This is a genomic window from Marinobacter sp. (genome assembly GCF_041690455.1).
Taxonomy (GTDB): domain Bacteria; phylum Pseudomonadota; class Gammaproteobacteria; order Pseudomonadales; family Oleiphilaceae; genus Marinobacter.
On record NZ_JAWLHI010000015.1, the window covers coordinates 22,668 to 48,167 of the forward strand.

The following is a 25,500-nucleotide window of genomic DNA, read 5'->3' on the forward strand; positions in this document are numbered from 1 at the left end:
CGAATAAGTCATACATTCCTTTCGTAGGTCGCCGTATACTCGGGATGAGTCCATGAAAATAACAACATCCGGGCAGCGAGAATCATGCAAAGAGCAAACACCGAGTCCCCGTCCATAGTCATCATCGGCACCGGTTTTGGCGGTTTGGGGATGGCGATTCAGCTCAAGAAAGCGGGCTACCACAACATTACTCTGCTGGAAAAAGCCAGCCGGGTAGGCGGTACCTGGCGCGACAACACCTATCCCGGCGCCGCCTGTGACGTCCAGTCGCACTTCTATTCCTATTCCTTCGAGCCCAAGCACGACTGGTCCCGCAAATTCGGCCTGCAGAGTGAAATCCTGAATTACATGGAGCACTGCGTTGAAAAGTACGGGCTTGCTGAGCACATCCGGTTCAATTCGGAGGTTTCAGAGGCTAACTTTGATCAGTGTCTGAATCGCTGGAACGTCACCCTGACCTCCGGGGAAACGCTCACCTCCCGCATTCTCATCACCGCGACGGGGCAGCTGAACCAGCCCGCCTGGCCCAACATCGAAGGCCTGGACCAGTTCCGGGGACGAATGTTCCATTCCGCCCGCTGGGATCACGACTACGATCTCACCGGGAAGAAGGTCGCCGTGATCGGCACCGGTGCGAGCGCCATCCAGTTTGTGCCCGAAATCGCCAAACAGGTGAACACACTCAACCTCTTCCAGCGCAGCGCGGCGTGGGTCCTGCCCAAACCGGATCGCCCGTTCAAGCCCTGGGAGCAGTGGCTGTTCAGCAAGCTGCCGGTCTGGGACCGGCTCTACCGATACCTGATCTACTGGAAGAACGAAAGCCGGGCACTGGCCTTCACTCGTTTCAATGGCCTGCTGGAGATCTTTGCCCGACAGGCGCGGAAGGAGGCGCAGAAACGGGTTACTGACCCGGAAAAACTCCGGAAGATCATCCCGGATTATCAGATTGGCTGTAAACGAATCCTGATTTCCAACGACTGGTACCCGGCCATCAACCAGTCCAACGTCAACCTGGTCACCGACGCTATCCGAGAGGTTGCACCGGACGGTGTGGTCACCGCCGACGGTGCTCACTACCCGGCCGATGCCATTATACTGGCGACCGGTTTCCGGGCATCCGAGTTCCTGTCACCGATCACTATTATCGGGCGCAACGGCAGGAACCTGAATGAGGCCTGGAAGGACGGCGCGGTGGCTTTCAAAGGCATCACTGTCAGCGGGTTTCCCAACATGTTCATGCTCTACGGGCCCAACACCAACCTGGCCCACAACTCCATTCTGTACATGCTCGAATCCCAGTTCCACTACGTTCTCGATTGCCTGAAAGCACTGGACAAGTACCCGGGAGCCGCCATGGATGTCCGCGAGGACCGTCAGGAGCGTTTCTCCCAGGTGGTTCAGACCGGGCTGGAGGGAACAGTCTGGGATACCGGCTGTACTTCCTGGTACCTGGATGAGAATGGCAAGAACACCGTGAACTGGCCGGGCTTTACCTTCACCTACCGGTTTGCCACCCGGCACGTGGAGACCGCCGATTACCAGTTCCTGAACCCCGCCAACTGACCACCTCCAACGGCAGTTCCGCTGCCTTTGAATTCTCCAGCTATTCATAGGATGATTGGGTCATATTATAGAAGGATGATCATGTTATGCTGGAAAGAATCCGAAAAGGTTCTCTGGTGGAAACCGCCATCGAGAGTCTCAGGCAGGCGATCGAGAAAGGAGACTGGGGCCTTGGAGACAAGCTCCCCGTGGAGTCGGAGCTGTCCGAGTCCCTCGGCGTGAGCCGTAACACCGTCCGTGAGGCCGTCCGTGTGCTGGTACACGTGGGAATGCTGGAAACCCGTCAGGGCGACGGTACCTATGTGCGCGCCACACGGGATGCCGGCGAAACGCTGCGGCGTATTGCCCGCACCGAGCTGGCCGACCAGCTGGAGGTCCGCATCATGCTTGAATCCGAGGCCGCCAAGCTGGCCTCACTGAGGCGAACGGAGGACGATCTCAAGCGCATGACCGATGCCCTTGATGCCCGCGCGCGCTCCGCCAACAACCTTGAGGAGCGCATCAAACACGATGAGCGATTTCACCATGCCGTGGTCATGGCCTCCCACAACCCTGCCCTGCTCGAGCTCTATGATTATTTTTCCCATGGAGTCAGCCAGACCATCGAGCGCACCGAGATGGATGCCGATCTTCCCGAACCGTCCCAGGAAGACCACGAACTGCTGCTGGCCGCCATCCGTCGCGGTGAGGCCCCGAAGGCCGGGCAACTGGCCCGGGAACTGCTGCAACCCAGCCTTGATGCCCTCAATCCGGGAGCTGCCATTTCATGAAGTTGCGCGTTGATACCTTTACCCTGCTGTTACTCGGGGCCATCGTCCTTGCCTCGTTCCTTCCTGCTACCGGTTCTGCAGCGGACTGGCTGACAACGGCCGGCACTGTTGCCGTGGCTCTCCTGTTCTTTTTTCACGGGGCCGCGCTGTCCAGGGAACAGATCATTGCCGGCGCGACCCATTGGCGCCTGCACATCCTGATCACCGCCCTCACCTTCGTCTTCTTTCCGCTGGCCGTTCTGCCTATCAACGCGCTCTCGGACATCATCCCCACGTGGATGCCGAAAGACCTTGGGCTTGGCTTCCTTTACCTGGGTGTTCTGCCCTCGGCGGTCTCCTCTTCCATTGCCTACACCGCGATGGCGAAGGGCAACGTCCCGGCGGCGATCTGTAGCGCGGCAGCCTCGAATGTCTTCGGCATGATGCTGACACCGTTCCTGTTATTGTTGCTGGTCAGTACGTCCGGTGCGGGAGGGTTTTCGGTGGCCGAGGCGCTGAAGGATATCGTGATGCAGCTGTTGCTGCCGTTTGCCGTGGGCCATGCAATGCGGCCCTGGCTGGGAGGTTACCTGGCCCGGAACGAGAAACTCATGGCGCGCTACGATCAATGCGTGATCTGGCTGATCGTGTATTCCGCATTTTCCCATTCGGTCGTAAGCGGGCTCTGGCAGAACCTGCCATTGCAGGCCATCGTCTTTGCCATCGCCCTGTGTTTTGCACTTCTGGGCTTCTTCATGGTGATGGCGCGGTTCCTGGTCCGGCGCTTCGGCTTCAGCCTGGAGGATGAGACTGCCGTGGTGTTCTGCGGATCAAAGAAAAGCCTGGCATCGGGGCTACCTATGGCCAAGGTGTTGTTTTCCGGTCACCCCGGCTTCGGCATGATCGTGTTGCCGATCATGTGCTACAACCAGATCCAGGTGATTGTCGGGGCCATTCTGGCCCAGAAATATCGCGAGAAGATTGAACAGGCGAGGGAATCATCCCCCGCCCATACCGCCGAAAATTGACGCCAGGATGATCAGCCCCACAATCCAGCCGATGACAGCCGGCCAGAAGTTCACCATCTGGGGCGGCTGTTCCGGCTGATCCTCGGCCATGCCGGGTTCCGGGTAGTTTCGTTCATCAGCCGGTTCCTCAGGTACGTCCTGCAGGCTGTACCAGTCGAACCACTCGCCCAGAAAACGGGTGACCGGGGCTGCCAGGCTGCCGTTTTCCGCCATCGGTCGCAACTGCGGCTCCAGCTGACCGGCAATCTCCCGGCGCAGCGCCAGCTTGTCGGCAGGCGGGTCGCACAGAATCGCCTTCCAGATACCCACATCCTTGCTCCGCTGGGAATCATTCAGCAACGCTTTAATCTGGATGATCACCTCACGGACGATTTGACTTTCCTCCGCGTCCAGGGGCCTTTCTCTGACAGGAGCTGCCGCCTCGACGGCTTCCCCACGATCTTCCTCTTGCGCAGTGCCATAACCCGGCTCTGACGTAACGACGGCGGCAGACTCCGGTGCCGACTCACCGCTGGCCTCCTGAAACGCTCTGCGGAGCGCTTCGGCCTCATCCGCGGAGGCAAATTTCAGCTGCTGTTCATACGCCTGCTGTATTCGCTGACGGTCACTGGTTGGTTCGATTCCAAGGATTTCCCAGCAATTCATATAGCTGTAACTCCCAGCCCCGAGATTGATTACAATATTGAGAGACAAACCGTGTGTAGTCCCCTACGATAGGTAAAACAACAAGAATACAGTGTTTAACCCCCTGAGACCGGCAGATTATAGAACGTGATTCATGAGTGTTTCGACTAGATTGCAGTTAAGTTTCATAAACCTGCCGCGCCGCCGGTCATTCCCTTACGCTCTGATGCTGGTCTCCGCTGCATCTTTGCCGGCCCATGCCCAGGTTTCCGACCCCTTACTATCGTCAGAAATCTTCGCCCTTGATGGCGAACTCTCCGAACTTCCTGAAGTGCTGACCACTACCCGGCTGAGGCAATCCAAGCTCAAGGTACCCGGTACCACTACCATTCTTACCGGTGACATGATTCGCGACCTCGGAATCATGAACCTGGTGGAAGCCTTGAGACTGGTACCCGGGATGGTCGTAGGCGACCGGGGCAGTACCAATCCCGTGGCAACGTACCACGGCACATCTCAGTATGAACAGCGCCGGCTTCAGGTCCTGATCGATGGACGTACAGCATACCGCGCGAGTCTTGCTGATGTGGACTGGTTAGCCATGCCGGTGGCGCTGGAGAATATCGAACGCATCGAGGTCAGCCGGGGCCCCAACTCTGCCGCCTATGGTATCAACGCCTTTCTTGGTACCGTTAACATCATTACCCGTTCACCCGACGACACGGCCGGTGTCGAGGCCTATGCCGCATCCGGTTCCCGGGGTTATCTGAGAACGTTTACCTCTGTCGGAGATGCCAGTCCCGGTGGCAGTTGGCGACTGTCCTACGAAAAACGCAAATCCAACGGCTTCGACTCTCAGCTGGAGGGCGGCGAGCCGGTTCCGTTCCATGACGGCCATGACACCAACAATTTCAACTTTGACAGCATTCTGAAAATCGATAATCGGCACTCTGTTGACTTCCGGGCAGGTGTTCTGGAGGGAGTCAATGAAGAGGACGAAAATAAATCCGGAAAACTGGGAGCAGTGACCAATCCGGATATTCTCATGGACGATTACTACCTTCAGATCCGCTTTAGTGGCGGGACATCCCAGAACCACTTCTACCATTTGCAAGCAAGTTATCAGGACCAGAAACGACGACAGCGCTGGTCCATTGCCATCCCCGCAGACGAATTTTCTACGCTTTTGCCGCCGGACAACCCTTTTCCGAGCGACCCGGATCTCTTCTTCATCGCTGATCTGAACGAGGACATTGAAGAGTCCCGACAGGAATTCGAATTGCAGGATACGCTGCTGATCAATCCGGAACTGAAGCTGGTATCAGGGGTAGGCTATCGTAAGGATACCTTCGATTCGGAAACCTTCTTCAATGGACGGGGCAACAACTACCAGAGCCGGGTATTCGCCAACGTGGAATACTCCCCGACCCGGTGGGTAACATTCAACGCCGGCGGGAACTACGAGAAAACCACAACAACCCGTGAAGGTTATTTTTCTCCCCGGGCCGCCTCGAATTTCATCTTCAATGATAACCACGCGCTTCGGTTTGTGTACTCCCGTGCCGTGCGAACACCGGATGCGTTTGAGCAGGATCCGGACTGGTCATACCGTCCAGCCAATGTCCAGCCACCATTTACGGCGCTTGAAGGGGTGCGGTTTCTTATCGAGGATCTAGTCGACCCCCAAACCTCAACCCTTGGTGAGGACCTTGAGGAGGAATGGATCACATCTCGCGAGATTAGTTATTTCGGCCAGTTTCATCTGGATAATGCGCTGTTTTCCACGGAAATACGCTATTTCAATGATGACCTGAACGACATGATCAGCGGCGTGCTCAACGAAGAGGAATGGACCATCGACAACAACGTTGATCTGGACCAGGAGGGATTTGAAATTGAAACCTCACTGGAGTTTCCGGGGACGATGTTGCGCGCAACCTACGGCTATCTCGACCAGGATGGCCGCTACATTGGTGATCCAGCCGCCCTATACGAAAGCGATCAACAGTACGCAGTTGATTTGCTGGGTCGGTTATCCGCCCGGCACTCCGGCAGCTTCGCCTGGATCCAGGAACTCCCGATGGACCTCACTTCCTCGGTGGCCTATTACTGGACGAACGAGGTCAGGGATACCCGTTTTGAGCGTGCGGATTTCCGGCTCGCCAAACGGGTGGACGCGCCAGACTACAGTTACGTGCTGGCGCTCACGATGCAACACTATCTGAATCCACAGGCATGGATGAGTCCGGACAACCGGATTGAGGATCATAACCAGTTTTTCGTTGAAGCCGGAATCCGGTTCTGAGTTTTTCAGCCAAGGATAGCCTGTGACCCGGGAAGGTATGAAAAGGATCGTTCAACTGCAGCAGGTCAATAATCAGAATAGCAGGGCCCGGAATCGCAGCTCTCTGTATGGCCTTTTGTTTCTTCTGTTTTCAACCCTGGCTTGGTGTCAGGAATCTGGCCCTCGTACTGTCTACCTGGCGGGCTCTGGCAACTCCGCCCTGGACCAGCACATGACCCAATTGCTGGGGGGTGCGCTGGGTGAGAACATCGTGGTGCGCCCACTGACCAATGGGCAGACTGCAACCCCGGATGACAACCCGATCGTAACCATCGGCCCCTCAGCCTTTTCCAGGGTGCGCCAGGCCAATCGCCGCGCCCCTATCCTTGCCATGCTGGTGGAACGGCCTTTCATAAAGGATTATGCGTTACGCAGCCCGGGCCAGATATCAGCGGTTTATTACGATGTTCCCCTGGAACTTCAGGCATTGATTGGCAAGGCAGTCCTGCCCCAGGCGACCAAGGTGGCCATCATTGCCAGTACCGAGACGGCCGGGCTATATGAGCCGGTGCTCGATAAATTGCCTGCCATGGGTCTACAGCCCCGGGTCTTCATCGTTGATTCCCAGAAGGATCTTATTCCGACCCTGGTCAGGGCTTTGAGTTACGGGGATTTCCTGCTCGCCGGGCCCGATGACCGTATCTATAACCCCAGTACCATCAAGCACATCCTGCTGACCACCTACCGTCGCAACCGGATCGTCATTGGCCCGAGCCACGCCTATGTCAAGGCGGGGGCACTGGCATCGGGGTACGCACCTTTCCCTGCCATGGCGAAAGCCGCTGCAGAACAGCTGCATCATTACTTTGGCGCCGGTGAGTTGCCGGCTCCGGACTACCCTGATCAATACAGCGTGGAGATTAACAGCCAGGTGGCACGATCCCTGAACATTCCATTGCCTGACAAGGAAACCCTCGAACAAGAGCTGGATCAGGCACGGTCGCAGTATGAGGGTTCTGAAGAATGAGCAGGGCCACAACCACCAGGATTTCCCTTTCCCGCAAACTTTTGCTTCTCGGCGCCCTACCCGCCGTGGTGATGTTCATCGTGCTGATGGTCTTTTTCACCTCGGCCCGGCTCGAGGACGCGCGCAGGGATCTGATGGCGAGCGGACAAATGCTCGCTGACAGCCTCGCTCCCGCGCTGGAGTATCCGGTAGTGTCGGGCAACAGCATTGCGCTGGAACAGATTCTTTCCCAATCCCTCAAATACAGTAACGCAGCCTGGGTTCGGGTAACAGATGTCATGGGAGAAGAAATCGGCATGGTCCGGGCCACCAGCGAGCCCCCACCAGAAGAAGCCGGAGACTACCTGACATTCGAAACGGAGATCCTGCAAGTGCCTCTGAAGATCGGGGCCAATGACGCAAACGAGTGGTTTGCACCAGAGTTCGGATTTGATTCAGGGGCACTGAGGGTCGGTACCATTGAGGTCGGCGTCAGTACGCTTGCCCTACAGGCAAGACAACAGGAAATCCTGTGGACCTCCATCGCCGTTGGTTCCTCATTGCTGCTGTTTACGGTTCTGGTGGTACGGCACTTCCTCGGCAATATTCTCTCGCCCATTCAGGCTCTGTCGGAACGGATCGACCGTCTGATCAACCGTGATTACGCTAAGGCCGTTTCGAGAACTTCCGGAAGTTCCCGTGATATCAATCTGATAGAGAATAAACTTAATAAGCTTGCTGAACACCTTGCAACCCTCAAGGCAAACCATGATCAGGTGCTGGCTGCATCGGAATCGGCCCGGGAGAAAGCGGTAGCCGCCAATCAGGCGAAATCTGAGTTCCTTGCCACCATGAGCCATGAACTACGTACCCCCCTTAATGGCGTTCTGGGAATGGTCGACCTGATTGAAGAGGAACCGCTGAGCAGCCGGCAGCGTGACTACCTGACAACGGCCCGACAATCCACCGAAGACCTGCTGACCGTTATCAGCGACATCCTCGACTATGCCCAGATGGATGGTGGCGAGATACGGTTGGAAAACCGTGAGTTTGATCTCCGTAATGTCATCAACAACTGCGCGGCCTCCTACCGCCACCAGGCCGAGCAGCACGGTCTGTCTCTGAGCGTAGAGCTATATGGCGAGTGGCCCGAGAAAGCCCTTGTCGTTGGTGACCCCGGAAGAATGCGGCAGATCATCGCGGGCCTGCTGGACAACGCAATAAAGTTTACCTCCGAGGGCACCATCACTGTCCGGGCGGGCTGTTTTCCCCTGGAGGAGAACACCATTGTGCTCAACTGTGCTGTAAACGACTCGGGAACGGGTATGCCCGCCGAGCGTATGCATGACATTTTTAATTCCTTCCAACAGCTGGATTCCGGCAATACCCGCCGATATGGCGGCACCGGCCTCGGCCTTTCACTGGTCCAGCGACTGGTGGAACTGATGGGTGGTCACATCCATGTTGAGAGCGACCTCGGCCAGGGCTCCTGCTTCCGCTTTGAGCTGCCCTTCGAGCTGGGGCCAACAGTCACCTCGGGAGCCACCAGGAAAACAGCCCCTGCCCGTAGCCCGGACGATGGGGTATCCCATGCCCTGGTGGTGGAAGACAACCCGGTAAACCAGCGCGTAGCGTCGGCAATGCTGAATCGCCTGGGATTTCGCACTGACACGGCGGCAAACGGCGAAGAAGCGGTCAATATCGTCCAACGCAATCATACCGGCTATGACCTGATCCTGATGGACTGCCAGATGCCGGTCATGGATGGCTACGAGGCAACCCGCCGTATCCGGGAATGGGAACGCAGTAACGGCCAGCAGGGTATTCCGATCATTGCGCTGACGGCGGACGTGCTGCCGGCGACGGAATCCATCTGTCTTGGTAGCGGAATGAATGATTTCCTGGCCAAACCAGTCCGGAAGGAGAATCTTCAGGAAGTTCTGGGCCGCTGGACGGTCATTCGGGAAGAATAAGGGGAAGGGCCAGCCCTCTCGTCAGGCTGGCCCGGACTGTCAGGCGACAGGCTCCCTCATGGTGACAAACTCTTCTGCGGAGGTCGGGTGGATGCCAAGCGTGGAATCAAACTCCGCCTTCGTCGCTCCCGCCTTGATGGCAACCGCCAGGCCCTGAATGATCTCGCCGGCATCCGGACCCACCATATGGGCACCGAGCACCTTGTCGGAGTCGTCGTCAACCACCAGCTTCATCAGGCAGCGCTCGTCACGGCCGCTCAGAATGTATTTCATCGGTCGGAACTCGGATCGGTAGATTCTCAGCTTGTGGCCTTTATCCCGGGCCTCGAACTCGGTCAGGCCGACGGTTCCGATATTTGGCTGACAGAAAACCGCTGTTGGAATCGCGGTGTAGTCCATCTCGCCCTGCCCGTCTCCAAACAGTCGACGGGACAGCACCATGGCTTGTGCCAGGGCCACCGGTGTCAGCTGAGGAGTGCCAATCACATCGCCAAGCGCAGTGATTGAAGGAACGGCGGTCTGGAAAGCGTCATCCACCACGATATGGCCTGAGGCACTCAGCTCCACGCCCAGGTCGGTCAGACCAAGACCGTCAACCAGAGCCCGGCGCCCGGTCGCCGCCATGACCAGACCGGTGTCCAGGGTTTCGCCAGTGCTGAGCTTGACCTGGTAGTGGGTATCGTTGGGCTCGACAGCCTCGATCGTCGTGCCAAACTGCAGGTTGACGCCTTTCTTGCGCATCTCCTGCTCTGTAAAATGACGAATGTCGTCATCAAAGCCGCGCAGGAACAGCTCTCCCCGGTAGAGCAAGGTGGTTTCAATACCCAGGCCGGCCAGGATGCCGGCAAACTCCACCGCGATGTAGCCGCCACCCCAGACCACCGCATGTTTCGGCAGCTGCGGCAGGTAGAACATTTCGTTTGAAGTCAGGATGTGCTCTTTGCCGGGTACATCAGGAACAACCGGCCAGCTGCCGGTGGCAACGGTGATGTGTTTGGCAGTGTAGGAGGTATCGCCAACCTGAACGGTATTGGCATCCTGCAGGGTCGCATTGCCCTGAATTATCGTTACCCCGGCGTTTTCGAGAAGGCGGCCATAGATGCCGTTGAGGCGTTCGATTTCAGCGTTCTTGTTGGCCACGAGCGTGGACCAGTCGAAACTGACATCACCCAGGGGAACGTTCCAGCCATAACCAGCTGCGTCTTCCAGCTCATCGTGCACGTGTGCGCCGTAGACAAACAGCTTTTTCGGGACGCAGCCGACGTTGACACAGGTTCCACCGAGATATCGCGACTCGACGACAGCTACCCTCGCCCCTCGCTGGGCGGACATCCGGGCCAGGCGGACACCGCCGGAACCGGCGCCGATAACGATCAGATCATAATCCAGACTGTCAGACACAGTTTCTCCTGTTGACGAAAATGACTTCAACCGGGTCCAGAGGCTGCTGCTTTGCTTTCCGGTTTCAGTTCCCGGAACAGCACGTGGTCCTCGTAATCACCCAGACGAATCTTGCCCAGGCTCCTGAACCCTTCGGATTCGTAGAATGGCAGATAGCGGCTATTGCCGGTATCCAATACCAGGCCGCTGCCCCGGGGATTTTCGCTACAAAGCCGTTCAACCGTCTTCAGCAGTAACCGGCCATAGCCACGATTCTGGTATTTCGGATCCACCCCCATCAGCGGCAGCTGGTGCGCCTGGGGCTGGGGCAGCATGTTTCGTATTTTCTCGTGATAATCGAGGTAACGGCGGGTGGATGCAAAACCGGTAGTCAACACCATGCGGATGCGCCAGCTGAACTGTTCGGCCAGGTTCATCCGCAGTTCGGGCTCTCCCACGAAAGCCACCGCCACCAGTGTATTATCCACCATGACGCCGATAGCGTCCTGATTATACTCAAAGTAAAGGTCGATCAATTCCCGTACCGTGGCGCGGATACGCTGGTCGTAGCCCGGTCGCCGGTGATCGAACAGGTACTGGAACGTCGGCTCATTGCGATAAGCGTGGTAAAGAATGGATTGTGCTTCGTTCCGGGCGGTATCGTCCAGACGCACAATTACCGGCTCGGGATTGTTATTGTTGTCTTTGCCGTCAGTCATCGCCTTCCCCTTTCTCAAATGGTCAGTGTCAAACGAACTGAAACCTTACCCGGGTCATTGCCCCGGTCCATGGCAGCCTGGTCGATGACCACGCCATGTTCTGTGTTGAGCCTTTCAAGCCAGGATGCAACATCGGCGTAGGGTACGCCGTCCATCCAGACACGGATTGCATCGTCACCACTGGGTTCAAAACGCTGCAATGCCAGACCTGCCTCGCGGGCGGAACTGGTTACCAGGGCCATCAGCGCCCGGCCGTCGGCCGGCTTGTCTACCGCTGTCGAAGAGGTGGACGACGAGGTCCCCGCCAATCCCTTGATGACTGGTTCGTTGGCCTGCATCCAGCCCAGCAATTCCGCCGCATTATCGCGGGCGCTGACCGCCTGGTCATGGAATCCCGCAACCGGCTGCCACACGGCAAAATAGAGAATCCCCACCAGGACGGCAATCGCGAGCACGCTCAACGCCTGCTGGTCACGACGGGGCAACTGGTCGTACTGCGCTACCAGCTTGGCGACGGCAGGCTGTTCCTTCAAACGTTCCAACATTCCGTTATCCTCCCGATACCGTCAAACGGCCACGGGCGCCGCCGGATTCGTTGACGACCGACCCGATCTGGGCCTCAAGCCCCTGCCCCGACAAGCCGTTCCGAAGCGCGCTCAGACGATCGTAACTGTCGGCACGGATGTCCACTACCAGTTCGCCCCGATCCTTGCTGTAGTTGACCGAGTTGAAGGTCACCGAGCCGGAGGACGGTAACTGTGAGTATTGCTGACCGGTGTATTTCATCAGCGCGATGAAGTCGAGTTCAGGGCCCCGGGATCCGGCAACCCTTAGCTGACCTTCAAGAACCCGCCGGACGTTACCGGCATGGGTGCGACGGTCATCGGGAAAGGCATCGCGATAAATGGCCATGACCTGTTCTTCAAGTTCTTCCGCCTGCCCCTGGTAATAAAAGCCCATTCCGGCCTCGAACGCCACCTGAATGACAAACCAGATTGAAGCCACCGCAATCAGCGGCTTCCAGGGTTTGAAGGGACTGTCTTTGCCGGCCTTGACCGAGAATGCGCCCTGGCAGAGATTGATCGGCTGACAGAGATGATGGTGATGGGCATGGGCAAGCAGCTCCAGGGGCATCAGATCCAGCTCTTCCTGACGGACCACGAGCCGCCCCGGTGCTCTCAGCTCCGCAATCACTGACTGGTGATACTCCAGTTCGTCCTGCGTTCCGTACACGGTAACCGGAACCTCGGCCATCACCTCCTCAGTCGGCGGTACGGCCAGAGTATGGGCGAACATGCCAAGATTGGCAGCCTGCATGCTTAACCACTCGCCACGATCGCTGACCAGCATGGCTACCTCGCCATCCAGGCAGATGCTCCAGCCACCGTCAGTCGATGGCAAAAGTGACGCATCCGGATAGATCGCATCAAGGCGGGCATTCTCCCACCCCGAGAACAGGGTGATCCAGTTCCCCATGCGCTCCCGATCGATGGCAGCGACCCGGTAGCCCTCTTCGGAATGCTTGCCCAGGGCCAGGTGAACAGAGTCGATATCCTGGGCGATCTGCTCTTCCACCGCATAGGGCAGAGCCTGAAGGATGAAACGGCTCTGCTTGGCCGGGATATCGGCGATGCAGAAAAGCGCGTCCTCGCCGGGTATCAGACCCACCAGCAACACGTTTTCCAGCGCGTTCTGGGCCAGGGTCTGCTCGATGGTGTCCCGGTTATCCCCGGTGCCGCGGGCCTGAGCATCACCGGTGGCATCCTGCAGCACCCAATTGTACAGCTGGGCATCCGGATTAGCGTCGATATCCGCAAAGGGCGGGACCGGCCGGACAAAAAGGCGATAAGACATGGCTATCCTTCTGAAATGGTAAACGGCTCTTTGGTAATTCGGTTTTTCTGTCCGGTATCCCTGTGAACCGTCCGGACCTCACCTTCCCCGTTACGGAAAACGGTGCTGACCATATTAACAACACGATTATCGTAGGTAATCCTTGAAACAACTTCAAAAAAACGGGTTTGCAGGGTCAGCCCTGTGGTCTTGAGCCCGAGGCCGGCAAACTCCGGTAAGGCGAGGAAATCCTGAAGATTCCCGAAGGCTTCCTCTTCCCGTTTTTCCAGGACGGAGGCAATCGCCGCCTCGGATAATTCCTCGTGCAGGGATTGCAGCACGGGACCAGTCGCGGTGTTAACGTTGATTCCCGCGCCACTGACCGGTAGCGCAGCGACATGGGGCCGCAAAGCCTGGTAGATTTCCTCGGTCATGCCCTCGATCAGCCGCAACTCAGTAACGTCAACAAACGGCTGGTTACCAGCCCGGTAACCGGGGTCGGCCATCAGGTACTGGCCATCTTCGGCGCCATAGGCACTGATAGTCTGGTCATTGCTGTCGATCCAGTCGATCAGGGCATCCGCGTTAATGCTGGAGACCCCCAGAACCATAAGAAGTCGGGTAAACCGATCCTTGGCGAGGGTGTCCACCTGCCCGGCCGGCGTGACCAAATCGTTCAGATTGAACCGGCCACCCAGATCATCAATCTGCACTTCAACCACACTGTTGCCATCATCGAGGGGAAGGATAGCCGCGTTCATCGCCCAGAACTCATCGAGACTGTCGACCATCGCTCCATCTTCCTTGTCCTCCTCGAAATCCCGGACCAGGATTCGCCGGGCGAACGCCTCGGCACCCAGGGCGATGCTCTGCCCCTGCTGCTGGGCCAGGTAATGCCCGGCCTGGAAGACACGGATATTGAGTTGCTGGGTCATGCCTGAGGCAAGCATCACCACCAGGGCCATTGCCAGCAGCACCATCACCAGAGCAACACCGCGCTGCCGGTTTCCGAATGAGCGATCCCGAAACAACATCATCCCGCAGCTCCACCCTGCTGGGTAGTGGTTTCCTGGCCTGGTTGCGGCTGCCCTGGCTGTTCGGGTTGTTGTTCGTCCTCTTCTTCCTCGTCTGTTTCCGTGGCCGCCTCGTTAACCTGGTTGACCAGGCCCTGAGCTGCCGCCGGATCAAAGTCCGGCAGGGCAAAGGTACGGACCAGCTCGCCAAACCGCTCGTGCTCTATGGTGACTTCAATACCGAGGGGAAACGGGAATTCCGGGCGGTCCCCGGGGTTCAGGCCAGCCAGGTCATCGTCCGATGGCCAGTCTTCCTGCCAGCTGCGTTCACTGTTCATGAAACGCACCTCAAAGGCGGTAATGTCCTCGAGAAGCAGAACATTCTCGCTGTTGTCTTCCTGGCCCTGGTCCACCGTGGGCCAGTAACGGCGAAAGAGCTCAGTGCCGGTGTATTCCCAGCCCGCTCTCTGCAATCCGCTGCGCCGCAGTCCAAGCGGATTACGCCAGCCCTGACGGGTCAGCAACAAAGCATACCCTTCCTCGCGGCTGGTCAGTGCAGGCTGGAAGTCACCATACACATCCCGGGCGGAACGATTCACTACCTGGGTGATATCCCGCTCCAGGAGGAGCATGGCGCGCTGGATGCGGTCGAACTCTCCGGCCAGCTCATTGACCCGGTCCCTGGAATTGACCACACCATTGATGACCTGCCAGACACCGAGGCCAATCACTGCGGTGATGGTTACCGCAATCAGCACTTCCATGAGGGTGAAGCCGGACTGGCGCATCACTGTTCCCCCACAAATGCCGACAGCGTGTGAAGTGGCACCGGATCACTTCGCTCGTCTGTGTACTTGGCTACCGACACCTCGATCCGGCGCATACTGGGTTCCGCCGTGGCTTTCACCGCTGTCGTTACCTGCCACCGGAAAGGCCCATAATCCGTGTCGGTGGAATTCTCGGAGATGCCGGGAAGCTCTTCCTGGAGTCGGATAGCGTTGATGCGATTGTCCGCGATCCATCCGGCCAGGGTCTTGTCCCTGATTCGTTCGAAGCTGGAAATATACTGGCTGCCCACTTCGGCGGCCGCGGTGGCAATCAGGCCGAAAACGAGCAACGCAACCAGAACCTCAATGAGGGTAAAACCGCGGGAGCGTTCCATCAGAGCTCGTCCTCTGAGCCGGGTTTGCGCCAATGGATTCCGGTGACTCCGTCAGACTCCAGCACATGCATGTAGTCGGTGTCCGAGCCCACGGTAAACTCGATCTGGAAGGGCGTGGTTTCACCACTGGAAAAAAACACGATATCGGGCAGCTGGCGATCCTCGTCGGACGCCAGCCTGGGGGCATCATTCTCAATGTATTCGGTCGCCACCAGCCAATCCGGGAACGCCCTGGGCTGGAAAATCCTTTCGCCGGAAGCTTTCCACTCGGCGTTTCGGTCCTGGAAGGCCACGAACTGGTAACCACCCTCTTCCAGCCTGACTCCCATCTCGAGATTGTTGAGCACCGCCTGTTCGGAGGCGGTCTGCATTAGGAGATAAAGCTCCCGGACCTCATTTTCCAGCTCCCTCTGCTGGGAACTGCCTCCCAGGGTGAATACCGCCAGGGAGGCAAGCAGACCCACCACGATCAGGACAACGAGAATTTCGATTAGCGTAAAGCCGCTTTGCGTTGTCCTGTGCTGCACAGCCGATCAGCCTTTGGTCTTCCAGACACTGATATCTGCGGCGGCGTCATCACCGCCTTCCTGACCGTCGGCACCATAGGAATACAGATCGTAAGGGCCTTCAGTGCCGGGACTCACGTACTGGAACTGGTTACCCCAGGGATCTTCCGGAACACTTTTGAGATAGCCGTCCGGGTTCCAGTTCTTGGGCTCCGGGCTGCCACTGGGCCTGGACACGAGGGCTTCCAGCCCTTGCTGAGTAGAGGGATAGTGGCTGTTGTCCAGCCGATACAGGTCGAGAGCACTCTGGATGTTCTTGAGCTGTGTCTCGGCAATGGTGACTTTGGCCTGGTCGCTCCGGCCCATGATGTTGGGGGCCACGATCGCCACCAGCAGGCCGAGGATCACCATGACCACCATGATTTCAATCAGGGTGAAACCGCGCTGTGTGAAACGTTTGTGCATAGTCTTGCTCGTCATTTTCTCACTCGTCGTTGCTATGGATTCCTTTCCCGGAATAGAACTGCCGGGCCCCGGGCCCGGATGTCAGCCAACCAGGTTGCTCATATTCAGGATCGGCAGCATGATTGCCAACACGATAATCAGAACCACCACACCCATGACCAGCAGCATCATCGGCTCAAACAGGCCGACAATGGCTGCAATCTTGGACTGCAGGGTGTTTTCCTGCATCCGGGCTGTTCGTTCCAGCATGCTATCAAGTTCGCCACTGGCCTCACCGCTGGCAATCATGTGCAGCATCATCGGCGGGAAGTAGCCGGTCTGATCCAGTGATCTGTGTAACGACCCGCCTTCGCTCACCTTGCGGGCGGCATCCCGTAGCCGTTCCCGAAGGTAATCGTTGGATAACACCTCACCAGCGATTCGCATGGCTTCCACCAACGGCACACCACTGGTGGTGAGGATGCTCAGGGTACTGGCATAACGGGCGGTATTCACCCCCCGCACCATGCCGGAAACCAGTGGCAGATGGAGTAACCGCTTGTGAAACCGCTTCCGGAAACCGGGTTTGCGCAAGGCCACTCGGAAACTGACCAGCGCCACAACCAGAATGATCAGAAGATAGACACCATAAGTGCCGAGAAATTCCGACATGGCCAGCATGGCCATGGTTAGTGCCGGCAGCTCCTGGCCCTGTTTCAGGAACACCTCGATGATGTCCGGAACCACATAGGTCAGCAGGAAGACCACGATGGCAATGGCAACGAAGCTGAGAATGATGGGGTAAATCGCCGCCAGCTGGATTTTCTGACGGGCTTCCTGCCGGTTCTCGGTGTAATCGGCCAGGCGATTCAGCACCAGGTCCAGGTGCCCGGCATGCTCGCCCGCGGCAACGGTGGAGCGGTAGAGGCGGGGAAACGCTTTCGGGAATTCGCCCAGGCTGTCTGCGAGGCTATAGCCCTCCATGACTTTGGCCCGGATTGCGATGAGCATGCTGCGGATCCGTGGCCTCGCGGATTGCTGTGCTGCTGCACTGAGCGATTGCTCCACCGGTATACCGGACTGGATCAGCGTCGCCAGCTGACGGGTCACCAGCGCAAGATCGGAGGCAGTCAGTGACCCCCGGCCACTGAGCGGACTGGCCCGGCGCTGTTTTTCCACCGCCGGCTCAACCGCCAGCGGCGTCAATCCCTTTTCACGGAGTTGCTGGCGCACAGCCCTGGGGGCATCGGCCTCAAGTACACCCTGTTTCTGTTTGCCTCGGGCATCCAGAGCCTTGTATTCGTATGCTGGCATGGCTTACTGGCTCCGGTGGGTTACACGGAGAACCTCTTCCACCGTGGTGACGCCATCAAGAATTTTCTGAACCCCATCGGCATGGATGCTCGGACCGCCCTTGCGTGCTTCTTTTTCCATCTCAAGCTCACCGGCGCGTTTGTGGATGAGCGAGCTAATTTCCTCGTTGATCTCCACCACCTCATAGATACCGATACGTCCCCGGTAGCCCAGTTGGTTGCAGTGTTCGCAGCCTTTGGCGCGATAAATCGTCGGTGGATTGGCCGGGTCCTGCTGCAGGAACTCGCAATGCTCCTCGCTCGGCGTGTAGGGCTCCCGGCATTCCCGGCAAAGCACGCGAACCAGGCGCTGGGCGACAATGCCCACCAGACTCGAGGAAATCAGGAAGGGTTCGATTCCCATGTCCATCAGACGGGTAATGGCACCGACCGCCGTGTTGGTGTGCAGGGTCGAAAGCACCAGGTGACCGGTCAGACTGGCCTGCACCGCGATCTCGGCGGTTTCCAGGTCCCGGATCTCACCGATCATGACCACGTCCGGGTCCTGGCGCAGGATCGCCCTCAAGCCCCGGGCGAACGTCATGTCCACCTTGGTATTGACCTGGGTCTGGCCGATACCGGGCAGGTTGTACTCGATGGGATCCTCAACGGTGAGAATGTTCCGGCTGCGGTCGTTGATCTCCTGCAGCGACGCATACAGCGTGGTGGATTTACCGGAGCCGGTAGGACCGGTCACCAGCAGGATGCCATAGGGACGATAGATCAGTTTGCGGAGAACCTTGAGATCCCGCCCGGCCATACCGAGCGATTCCAGGCGAATTGAGCCGGCCTGTTTGTCCAGCAGGCGCAGTACCACCCGCTCACCACTGGAGGATGGCATGGTGGAGACCCGGATATCCACTTCCCGACCGGCCACTCGCAGGGCTATCCGGCCGTCCTGGGGAATCCGTTTCTCGGCGATATCGAGCTTGGCCATGACCTTGATCCGGGATACCAGCAACGGCGCCAGCGCCCGCTTGGGCTGCACCACTTCTCTCAACACACCATCGATCCGGAAGCGCACCACCAGTTGCTTTTCGTAGGTCTCGATATGAACGTCCGAGGCGTTGGTCTTCACGGCTTCGGTCAGAATGGCATTGATCAGCCGGATAATCGGGGCATCGTCTTCCTGTTCCAGCAGGTCTTCGGTCTCCGGCACCGAATCCGCCAGGGACGCGAGGTCCATGTCATCGCCGATACCCTCAACCATCTGCATGGCTTCAGCGGAATCACTCTGGTAGGCCGCGTTCAGCGCCTGATCGAAGCGCGCGGGATCGATGGCGGAGAACCTGGCCCGGCCACCGCTGAGACGATTGGCCTCCGCAACCGCCGAGTGGGACGCACCAGGACGTACCAGGATGATCGGCTCACCGTCTTCGGAACGTGTCAGGATCACCCCGTTGCGCTTGGCGAAGGTAAACGGAAGACGTCCCAGCGGAGCATCCTGCGGCTGAACTTCGGTCTCGGTGGTCAAGGTCGTCCTCGTTTTCGTCAGGCAATCTTCTTGTCGGCAATCCAAGCCTCATTGGCCCGGAAACCCTTTTTGATTCAACTAATTCAGAAAGGCTACCACAGGATATGGACCCGCTGAATAACTCTATACACTATACTGCCACTAAAACGTTGCAGTCTGATAACCTGTGGGCCTTTTAATGGCCCACCAAGCACTCAGGATGATCGATGCTGTCAATTCACCCACGGCTCCCCATGGTTCTCGCGACGGTTGCTGGAGCAGCCATGCTGGCCGTTACCGCCTGGCAGGGATACCGGTTCTGGCAGACAGAACGCCAGCCGACCCTCTCTGCCAACGGCCAGCCCGCTCAACAATCCCTGCCGGGTGCCCGGGATGTTCCCGATGTGGATTTGGCAGCCCTCACCTTGTTTGGTTCCCCGAACGCCGATAGCGAGCCTGCCGAACTTGATACCGAAAACCTGCCCGAGACCAATCTCAGGCTGTTCCTGCGCGGTGTGCTTGCCGCCAGTGGTGAATTTCCCGGCAGCGCGCTGATCGAGGACGACAAGAGCAAGACCGAAGTCTACCTGGTGGGGGACGAACTCCCCGGCAATGCCACCCTGCGGTCCGTATTCCCTAACCGGGTGATTATCGAACGCTCCGGCAAGCTGGAGAATCTGTACTTCCCCGAAGAGGCCAATCGCTCCGGCATGTCCTTCACTGCTGACGACCAGGCCGAGCAAGCCGATACGGCAGCCTCCGGTTCGTCCCAGACCGCCAACTCGCCCACCACCCCGAGCGCCGATGAGCAACGGCGTGAGGAAATCCGCCGGCGTCTCGAACAGCTCCGGGAACGCCTCCGGAACAACAACTAGGTCCAGCCATGACCACGGCAGCGCCAGGACTGTGCCGCCGCTCCGGCTGGGTCCCCCTGCTGCTTGCTGTCTCGTTGGTCAGTGCCCTGGAGCTGGGCAACCGCCTGATGAACTATGTGCTTCAGGAGTTTGGCCAGGAGGCCCACCAACGCCTGGAAGACTGGCAGCGGCTGCACGACCTGGCCACCAATGCGCCAATCGACCGTCAGCTCCGGCTGGTCAACTCGTTCTTCAACCGGGTCAATTTTGTCAGTGATATCCGGCACTGGGGAGAAGAGGATTACTGGGCAACCCCGATTGAACTGCTGACCACGAACGCTGGGGACTGCGAGGATTTTTCCATTGCAAAATACCTCACCCTCAAGTCCATGGGCGTCCCCGACAGCCAGCTTCGGATCGTTTATGTAAAAGCACTCGAACTGAACCAGGCACACATGGTTCTGGCCTGGTACCCCGAGCCGGATGCCGATCCGCTGATTCTTGATAACCTTATAAATGACATTAAACCTGCTTCAGAACGCACTGATCTGGAACCGGTTTACAGCTTCAACGGAGAGGGCCTCTGGCTCAATAAATCCGGCGGCGAGCAGACGCGAGCGGGGGAATCCGAAAAACTCTCGCGCTGGAAAGAACTCAACAAACGCCTGGACCAGTCCCTCCGGCCCTGATACCCCCGACAATGGAATGGCGGCAAATGACACCCCGAATGTCGTCACCCGACAATGACGGGCAGACCTGAAGCGCTAGAATGCCAGACCAACCAAGGATTCAGACGGAGTACTGCATGAGACGCTGGAACGGCTGGGGCGACGACCAGTTTTCACTTGAGCTACCCAGGGAAGGTCAGGCCTTTCTCGGTGGACGTATCGGGCAGGGACAGCCCTTGAGTGACACAACTCTCGAGGCTGTCTGTGCCGGTGTTCCCGAATCCCGGCTCGCCCCCGGCCCGGATATCCAGCAACTGATCGACCTCACGCCGGAAGCCCGGGTCCGCCACGCCCGGGGTCAGAGCCTGCCGGACTGGCTGGCGATGCGTAGCGGCGACATTGGCCGATTCCCGGACGGCGTTGCCCTGCCCCGCACCAATGATGATATCCAGGCAATACTCAGCTATTCGCGACAGCACGGGATTCAGTTGATCCCCTATGGTGGTGGAACCAGCGTCGCCGGCCACATCAATCCGGCAGACACCGGCAAGCCGGTGTTGACTGTGAGCCTTGCCAACATGAACCAGCTGACCGATCTGGACCGGGAAAGTCAGATCGCGACCTTTGGTGCCGGCACTCCCGGCCCCTTGGTGGAATCCCAGCTTCGTGCCCATGGCTATACCCTCGGCCACTTTCCCCAGTCCTTCGAACTCTCCACCATCGGCGGCTGGGTGGCTTCCCGTTCCAGCGGCCAGCAGTCCCTGCGCTACGGCCGGATCGAGCAGATGTTTGCCGGTGGCCGTATCGAAACGCTCAAGGGCACCCTGGAAATACCCACAGTCCCGGCCTCCAGCGCCGGCCCGGACATCCGGGAAATGATCCTGGGCTCGGAAGGCCGCATGGGCATCATTACCGAGGTGAAAGTCCGGGTCAGCGAACTGGCGGAACATGAAAGCTTCCATGTAGCCTTCTTTCCCGACTGGGACAGTGCCCGCACCGCCTGCCGGAAGCTGGTCCAGCAACGAACGCAACTGTCCATGCTGCGCCTGAGTAACCCGGTGGAAACCGAAACCCAGCTGGCATTGGCCGGACACCCGGCCCTGATCGGTCTTCTTGAGCGTTTCCTGGCGTTCCGCGGAGCGGGCCAGGGCAAATGCATGATGACCTTCGGAGTTACCGGCACCCAGCGCCAGTGCAAGGCCGCACTGAGCCAGGTCAGGGCTGTCTGCAAGGAATATTCCGGCATCTACACCGGCACCCGGATGGGTGAAAAGTGGGCCGAAAAACGCTTCACCATGCCCTATCTGCGCGAGGCCCTCTGGCAAATCGGCTATGCGGTGGACACCCTGGAAACCGCCACTGACTGGTCGAACGTGGACAACCTGATGCACCTGATCGAATCCAATCTTCGTGAAGGCCTTTCAGACGAGCAGGAACGAACCCACGTGTTCACTCACCTCTCCCATTTCTACGGCCAGGGCTGCAGCATCTACACCACATACGTGTTCCGCGTCGGTGACAACTACGAGCAAACCCTGCAACGCTGGCAGAAATTGAAGCATTCAACCTCCGAACTGATCGTCAACAATGGCGGCACGATCAGTCATCAACATGGCGTCGGCAAGGATCATGCGCCCTACCTTCCGGTCGAAAAAGGCGAGCTGGGGATGGAGGCCATCCGGACCCTGTGTCACCAATTTGATCCCGACGCCTTGCTCAACCCCAAGACACTGGTGGAGTAAACCATGGCCAGAAAGGGAAGCCTTGCAGATCTGGCCACCGCCAATCCGGAATTCGATGTGGTTGTGGTCGGGGGCGGAATCACCGGTACCGGGGTTGCCCGGGAAGCTGCGGGCAGCGGGCTCCGGACCTTGCTGGTGGAACAGAAAGACTTCGCCTGGGGCACATCCAGCCGGTCTTCCAAGATGGTCCACGGAGGCCTCCGCTATCTGGGCAGCGGAAAAATCCGATTAACCCGGGAATCGGTAACCGAGCGACAGCGCCTGATGCAAGAGGCACCGGGGCTGGTGGACCCACTCCCGTTTGTTATGCCCCATTTCCGGAAAAACTTTCCCGGCCCGAAGCTATTTCAGCTGTTGCTTGGCATCTACGATCGCATTGCCGGCGTCAGAACCCGGCGCTACCTGAATCATCAGGAAGCCCTGCAATGGGTGCCCGGACTCACCCCAAAGTGCCTGAACGGTGCCAGCCTGTTCCTGGATGGCGTGACCGACGATGCCCGCCTGGTGCTTCGCATCCTGGACGAGGCCCGGCGGGACGGCGCAGTCTGCCTGAACTACACCGAGGCCAGAACCCTGCGCCGGCACGAAGGCCGGATCAGCGGTATTGAGCTGGTGGATACCGAAGACGGACATACAGTGACGGTCAAAACACCTCTGGTCATCAACGCCACGGGCGCCTGGGCCTCGGTGCTTCAAAAACAGGCAAACACCACAAAACCTCTGGAAATACGGCCACTACGGGGAAGCCACCTGGTGGTGCCCTGGCGCCGGTTGCCGGTGTCCTGTGCCGTCTCTCTGCTGCATCCGGAAGACCGGAGGCCGGTGTTTGCTTTTCCCTGGGCAGGAACCACGGTACTTGGCACCACCGATCTCGATCACAACGGAGATCTTAACCGTGAGCCCGGCATTACCCCGGAAGAAGTGGACTACCTGATGACTATTGCCGGGCGGCTTTTCCCTTCGGCTGGCCTGGACCGTAACGATATTTTGTCCACGTGGGCCGGCGTACGCCCCGTGGTGACCGATGGGTCCGGTAAGGCCGAGTCAAAGGAAAGCCGGGAGCATGTGTTGCGTGAGGATAACGGTCTGGTCAGCATTGCCGGCGGCAAGCTCACGACCTTCCGGCGCATTGCCCGGGAGGCACTTGAACTCGGCCTCGGCGAGAAGCGCCGGAACCTTCTACGCCCCGATTCCAGTCCGGTATTCACCCGGCCGGCGCCCACAAAGCGACCGGCCGGGATACCATTCCTGACCTGGCAGCGCCTGCAGGGCTGGTATGGCGCCAACGCCCAGGCCCTTGTTGCGGCTACCAATCTCGGGCCCATTGGCCATACCGGAGTGCTTTGGGCAGAGCTCGCCTGGGCCTGCGAACATGAGCAGGTTGTCCATCTCGACGACCTGCTGCTGCGCCGGACCCGCCTCGGCCTGGTGGTTCCCGGCGGCGCGGCGGAGCTGCTGCCAGAGATAACGCGCCATTGTCAGCCGCTGCTTGGCTGGTCCGACCAACAATGGGAGCAGGAAGAAAAACGCTACCTCAAGCTGTATGCGCAGGCCTACAGCCTGCCGGAGGGTGAGGCCTGACATGAGCGATACACCACTTATCCTGGCCATCGATAACGGCACCCAGAGTGTCCGGGCCCTGCTGTTCGACACCCAGGGCAACCTCGTTGGCAAGGGCAAGCAGGAAATCGAGCCCTATTTCTCGGAACAACCCGGCTGGGCCGAGCAGAATCCGGATTATTTCTGGGAGAGCCTCGGGGCAGCCTGCAACAGGCTCTGGCAAAGCACCGATGCCAGCCCGGAACAGGTGGCCGGCGTCACCGTCACCAGCCAGCGGGGCACAGTCATCAACGTGGATCGTGACTGCCGTCCCTTGCGCCCGGCCATCATCTGGCTCGATCAGCGTCACGCCCGGGTTGACGGGCCAATCAGAGGTCCCTGGGGCTGGCTGTTCAAACTGGCCCGTCTGGAAGACACCATTGCCCGCTTTCGCGAGAAAACCCAGGCCAACTGGATCGTCCAGAACCAGCCAGAAATCTGGGCGAAAACCCACAAATTCCTGCTGCTTTCTGGCTACCTCAACTTTCGCCTGACCGGCAGATACCGGGATTCAACCGGCAGCCAGGTCGGTTATCTGCCATTTGACTACAAAAAGCACCGCTGGGCGGGCAAACGTGATTTCAAATGGCAGACCATGCCGATCACTCCCGAGCAGCTACCGGAACTGGTGTCCCCCGGTGACACGCTCGGCGCCCTGCTCCCGGAGGCCGCCCGGCACCTCGGCGTGCCCGAGGGACTCCCCGTCATTGCAGCGGCATCGGACAAGGCCTGTGAGGTATTGGGGTCCGGCGGTCTGACCCCGGACATTGGCTGCATGAGCTACGGCACAACGGCAACCATCAATACCACGAGCCCGCGTTACGTGGAGCCTGTGCGCCTGATGCCGCCCTATCCGGCCGCCCTGCCCGGGCATTATTCCACGGAGGTGATGATCTATCGTGGATTCTGGATGGTCAGCTGGTTCAAGCGGGAGTTCGGTCTGAGGGAGCGGAAAATTGCCGAACAGCAAGGCATTGAACCGGAAATCCTCTTCGATGAGTTGGTGCGCGATGTGCCTCCCGGCTCCATGGGGCTCATGCTGCAACCCTACTGGTCGCCTGGTGTCCGCCAACCCGGGCCGGAAGCCAAGGGTGCCATCATCGGTTTCGGGGACGTGCATACCCGGGCACACATCTACCGGGCGATCCTGGAGGGCCTGGCCTACGCCCTGCGCGAGGGCAAGGAGCGGATTGAGAAGCGCAGTGGCGTACCCATCCGCCGGCTTCGCGTTGCCGGGGGCGGTTCCCAGAGCGATGCGGCCATGCAACTGACTGCGGATATTTTCGGCCTGCCCGCTGAGCGACCCCACACCTACGAAACGTCAGGCCTGGGCGCCGCCATCGACGCGGCCGTGGGGCTGGGCCTGCACCCGGACTTTGAAACCGCCGTCTCTGCCATGACCCGCGTTGGCGACAGCTTCCAGCCCGATCCGGAAACCCATGCGCTGTATAACCGGCTCTATTCCGAGGTGTACCTGGACATGTACCCGCGTTTGCAGCCCATCTACCGAAAAATTCGTGACATAACGGGCTATCCCCACTGATAATT

At 58.8% G+C, this 25,500-nt stretch carries 23 protein-coding genes; 11 read left to right on the forward strand and 12 right to left on the reverse strand.

Annotated features, from left to right (window positions below):
* Positions 1-84 precede the first annotated feature (84 nt).
* From ACESMW_RS05410 to ACESMW_RS05420, 3 genes are all read left to right on the forward strand, one after another.
* Positions 85-1,563: a flavin-containing monooxygenase gene (locus tag ACESMW_RS05410; protein ID WP_372986038.1), complete on the forward strand. Its 1,479-nt coding sequence runs from the start codon at positions 85-87 to the stop codon at positions 1,561-1,563.
* A gap of 86 nt (positions 1,564-1,649) precedes the next feature.
* Positions 1,650-2,333 carry a FadR/GntR family transcriptional regulator gene (locus ACESMW_RS05415; protein WP_372986039.1) on the forward strand — a complete coding sequence of 228 codons (684 nt, stop codon included), beginning with the start codon at positions 1,650-1,652 and terminating at the stop codon, positions 2,331-2,333.
* Positions 2,330-3,340, forward strand: coding sequence for a bile acid:sodium symporter family protein (locus ACESMW_RS05420; RefSeq protein ID WP_372986040.1), 1,011 nt, complete (start codon positions 2,330-2,332; stop codon positions 3,338-3,340). Before ACESMW_RS05415 ends, ACESMW_RS05420 begins: the two co-directional genes overlap by 4 nt.
* Here ACESMW_RS05420 and ACESMW_RS05425 read toward each other — a convergent pair.
* Positions 3,311-3,985, reverse strand: coding sequence for a J domain-containing protein (locus ACESMW_RS05425; RefSeq protein ID WP_372986041.1), 675 nt, complete (start codon positions 3,983-3,985; stop codon positions 3,311-3,313). The genes ACESMW_RS05420 and ACESMW_RS05425 overlap by 30 nt on opposite strands.
* A 133-nt stretch (positions 3,986-4,118) precedes the next feature.
* Between ACESMW_RS05425 and ACESMW_RS05430 the strand changes: the two genes are divergently transcribed.
* The 3 genes from ACESMW_RS05430 (at position 4,119) to ACESMW_RS05440 (ending at position 9,227) form a co-directional block, all read left to right on the forward strand.
* Positions 4,119-6,269, forward strand: a complete 2,151-nt coding sequence (locus ACESMW_RS05430) for a TonB-dependent receptor plug domain-containing protein (RefSeq protein WP_372986042.1) — start codon at positions 4,119-4,121, stop codon at positions 6,267-6,269.
* A gap of 211 nt (positions 6,270-6,480) precedes the next feature.
* Positions 6,481-7,275: an ABC transporter substrate-binding protein gene (locus tag ACESMW_RS05435; protein WP_372986043.1), complete on the forward strand. Its 795-nt coding sequence runs from the start codon at positions 6,481-6,483 to the stop codon at positions 7,273-7,275.
* On the forward strand, positions 7,272-9,227 hold the full coding sequence (locus ACESMW_RS05440) for an ATP-binding protein (protein ID WP_372986044.1): 1,956 nt from the start codon (positions 7,272-7,274) through the stop codon (positions 9,225-9,227). Before ACESMW_RS05435 ends, ACESMW_RS05440 begins: the two co-directional genes overlap by 4 nt.
* A 39-nt stretch (positions 9,228-9,266) precedes the next feature.
* Here ACESMW_RS05440 and gorA read toward each other — a convergent pair whose 3' ends face one another.
* The 11 genes from gorA to gspE all read right to left on the reverse strand — a co-directional run bounded on the left by gorA (position 9,267) and on the right by gspE (position 19,110).
* Positions 9,267-10,628, reverse strand: coding sequence for a glutathione-disulfide reductase (gene gorA / locus ACESMW_RS05445; RefSeq protein ID WP_372986045.1), 1,362 nt, complete (start codon positions 10,626-10,628; stop codon positions 9,267-9,269).
* 26 nt (positions 10,629-10,654) lie between these two features.
* On the reverse strand, positions 10,655-11,326 hold the full coding sequence (locus tag ACESMW_RS05450) for a GNAT family N-acetyltransferase (protein WP_372986046.1): 672 nt from the start codon (positions 11,324-11,326) through the stop codon (positions 10,655-10,657).
* Positions 11,327-11,340: 14 nt separating this feature from the next.
* Positions 11,341-11,871 (reverse strand): type II secretion system protein GspM, encoded by a 531-nt coding sequence (gspM, locus tag ACESMW_RS05455; protein ID WP_372986047.1) that lies wholly within the window; start codon positions 11,869-11,871, stop codon positions 11,341-11,343.
* 4 nt (positions 11,872-11,875) lie between these two features.
* Positions 11,876-13,180 carry a type II secretion system protein GspL gene (gene gspL / locus ACESMW_RS05460; RefSeq protein ID WP_372986048.1) on the reverse strand — a complete coding sequence of 435 codons (1,305 nt, stop codon included), beginning with the start codon at positions 13,178-13,180 and terminating at the stop codon, positions 11,876-11,878.
* Positions 13,181-13,182: 2 nt separating this feature from the next.
* A complete protein-coding gene (gene gspK, locus ACESMW_RS05465; protein ID WP_372986049.1) occupies positions 13,183-14,196 on the reverse strand; it encodes a type II secretion system minor pseudopilin GspK in 1,014 nt (337 codons plus the stop codon).
* Positions 14,193-14,960, reverse strand: a complete 768-nt coding sequence (gspJ, locus tag ACESMW_RS05470; protein ID WP_372986050.1) for a type II secretion system minor pseudopilin GspJ — start codon at positions 14,958-14,960, stop codon at positions 14,193-14,195. The genes gspK and gspJ overlap by 4 nt, the downstream gene beginning before the upstream one ends.
* Complete coding sequence (gspI, locus tag ACESMW_RS05475) at positions 14,960-15,334, reverse strand: type II secretion system minor pseudopilin GspI (protein ID WP_372986051.1); 375 nt, start codon at positions 15,332-15,334, stop codon at positions 14,960-14,962. Before gspI ends, gspJ begins: the two co-directional genes overlap by 1 nt.
* Positions 15,334-15,861, reverse strand: coding sequence for a type II secretion system minor pseudopilin GspH (gene gspH, locus ACESMW_RS05480; protein WP_372986052.1), 528 nt, complete (start codon positions 15,859-15,861; stop codon positions 15,334-15,336). Before gspH ends, gspI begins: the two co-directional genes overlap by 1 nt.
* 6 nt (positions 15,862-15,867) lie before the next feature.
* Complete coding sequence (gspG, locus tag ACESMW_RS05485) at positions 15,868-16,320, reverse strand: type II secretion system major pseudopilin GspG (protein ID WP_372986053.1); 453 nt, start codon at positions 16,318-16,320, stop codon at positions 15,868-15,870.
* 66 nt (positions 16,321-16,386) lie between these two features.
* Positions 16,387-17,598: a type II secretion system inner membrane protein GspF gene (gspF, locus tag ACESMW_RS05490; protein WP_372986054.1), complete on the reverse strand. Its 1,212-nt coding sequence runs from the start codon at positions 17,596-17,598 to the stop codon at positions 16,387-16,389.
* Between the two features lie 3 nt (positions 17,599-17,601).
* Complete coding sequence (gene gspE / locus ACESMW_RS05495; RefSeq protein ID WP_372986055.1) at positions 17,602-19,110, reverse strand: type II secretion system ATPase GspE; 1,509 nt, start codon at positions 19,108-19,110, stop codon at positions 17,602-17,604.
* Between the two features lie 206 nt (positions 19,111-19,316).
* Here gspE and ACESMW_RS05500 point away from each other — a divergent pair, with 206 nt between their 5' ends.
* From ACESMW_RS05500 to ACESMW_RS05520, 5 genes are all read left to right on the forward strand, one after another.
* Positions 19,317-19,964 (forward strand): type II secretion system protein N, encoded by a 648-nt coding sequence (locus tag ACESMW_RS05500; RefSeq protein ID WP_372986056.1) that lies wholly within the window; start codon positions 19,317-19,319, stop codon positions 19,962-19,964.
* An 8-nt stretch (positions 19,965-19,972) separates the two neighbouring features.
* Positions 19,973-20,632, forward strand: a complete 660-nt coding sequence (locus ACESMW_RS05505) for a transglutaminase-like cysteine peptidase (RefSeq protein ID WP_372986057.1) — start codon at positions 19,973-19,975, stop codon at positions 20,630-20,632.
* Positions 20,633-20,748: 116 nt separating this feature from the next.
* The gene (locus ACESMW_RS05510) at positions 20,749-22,353 is read left to right on the forward strand and encodes an FAD-binding oxidoreductase (RefSeq protein WP_372986058.1); all 1,605 of its coding nucleotides are present in this window, start codon (positions 20,749-20,751) and stop codon (positions 22,351-22,353) included.
* Between the two features lie 3 nt (positions 22,354-22,356).
* Positions 22,357-23,934 (forward strand): glycerol-3-phosphate dehydrogenase/oxidase, encoded by a 1,578-nt coding sequence (locus tag ACESMW_RS05515; RefSeq protein ID WP_372986059.1) that lies wholly within the window; start codon positions 22,357-22,359, stop codon positions 23,932-23,934.
* A 1-nt stretch (position 23,935) separates the two neighbouring features.
* Positions 23,936-25,495 (forward strand): FGGY-family carbohydrate kinase, encoded by a 1,560-nt coding sequence (locus ACESMW_RS05520; protein ID WP_372986060.1) that lies wholly within the window; start codon positions 23,936-23,938, stop codon positions 25,493-25,495.
* Positions 25,496-25,500: the final 5 nt, after the last annotated feature.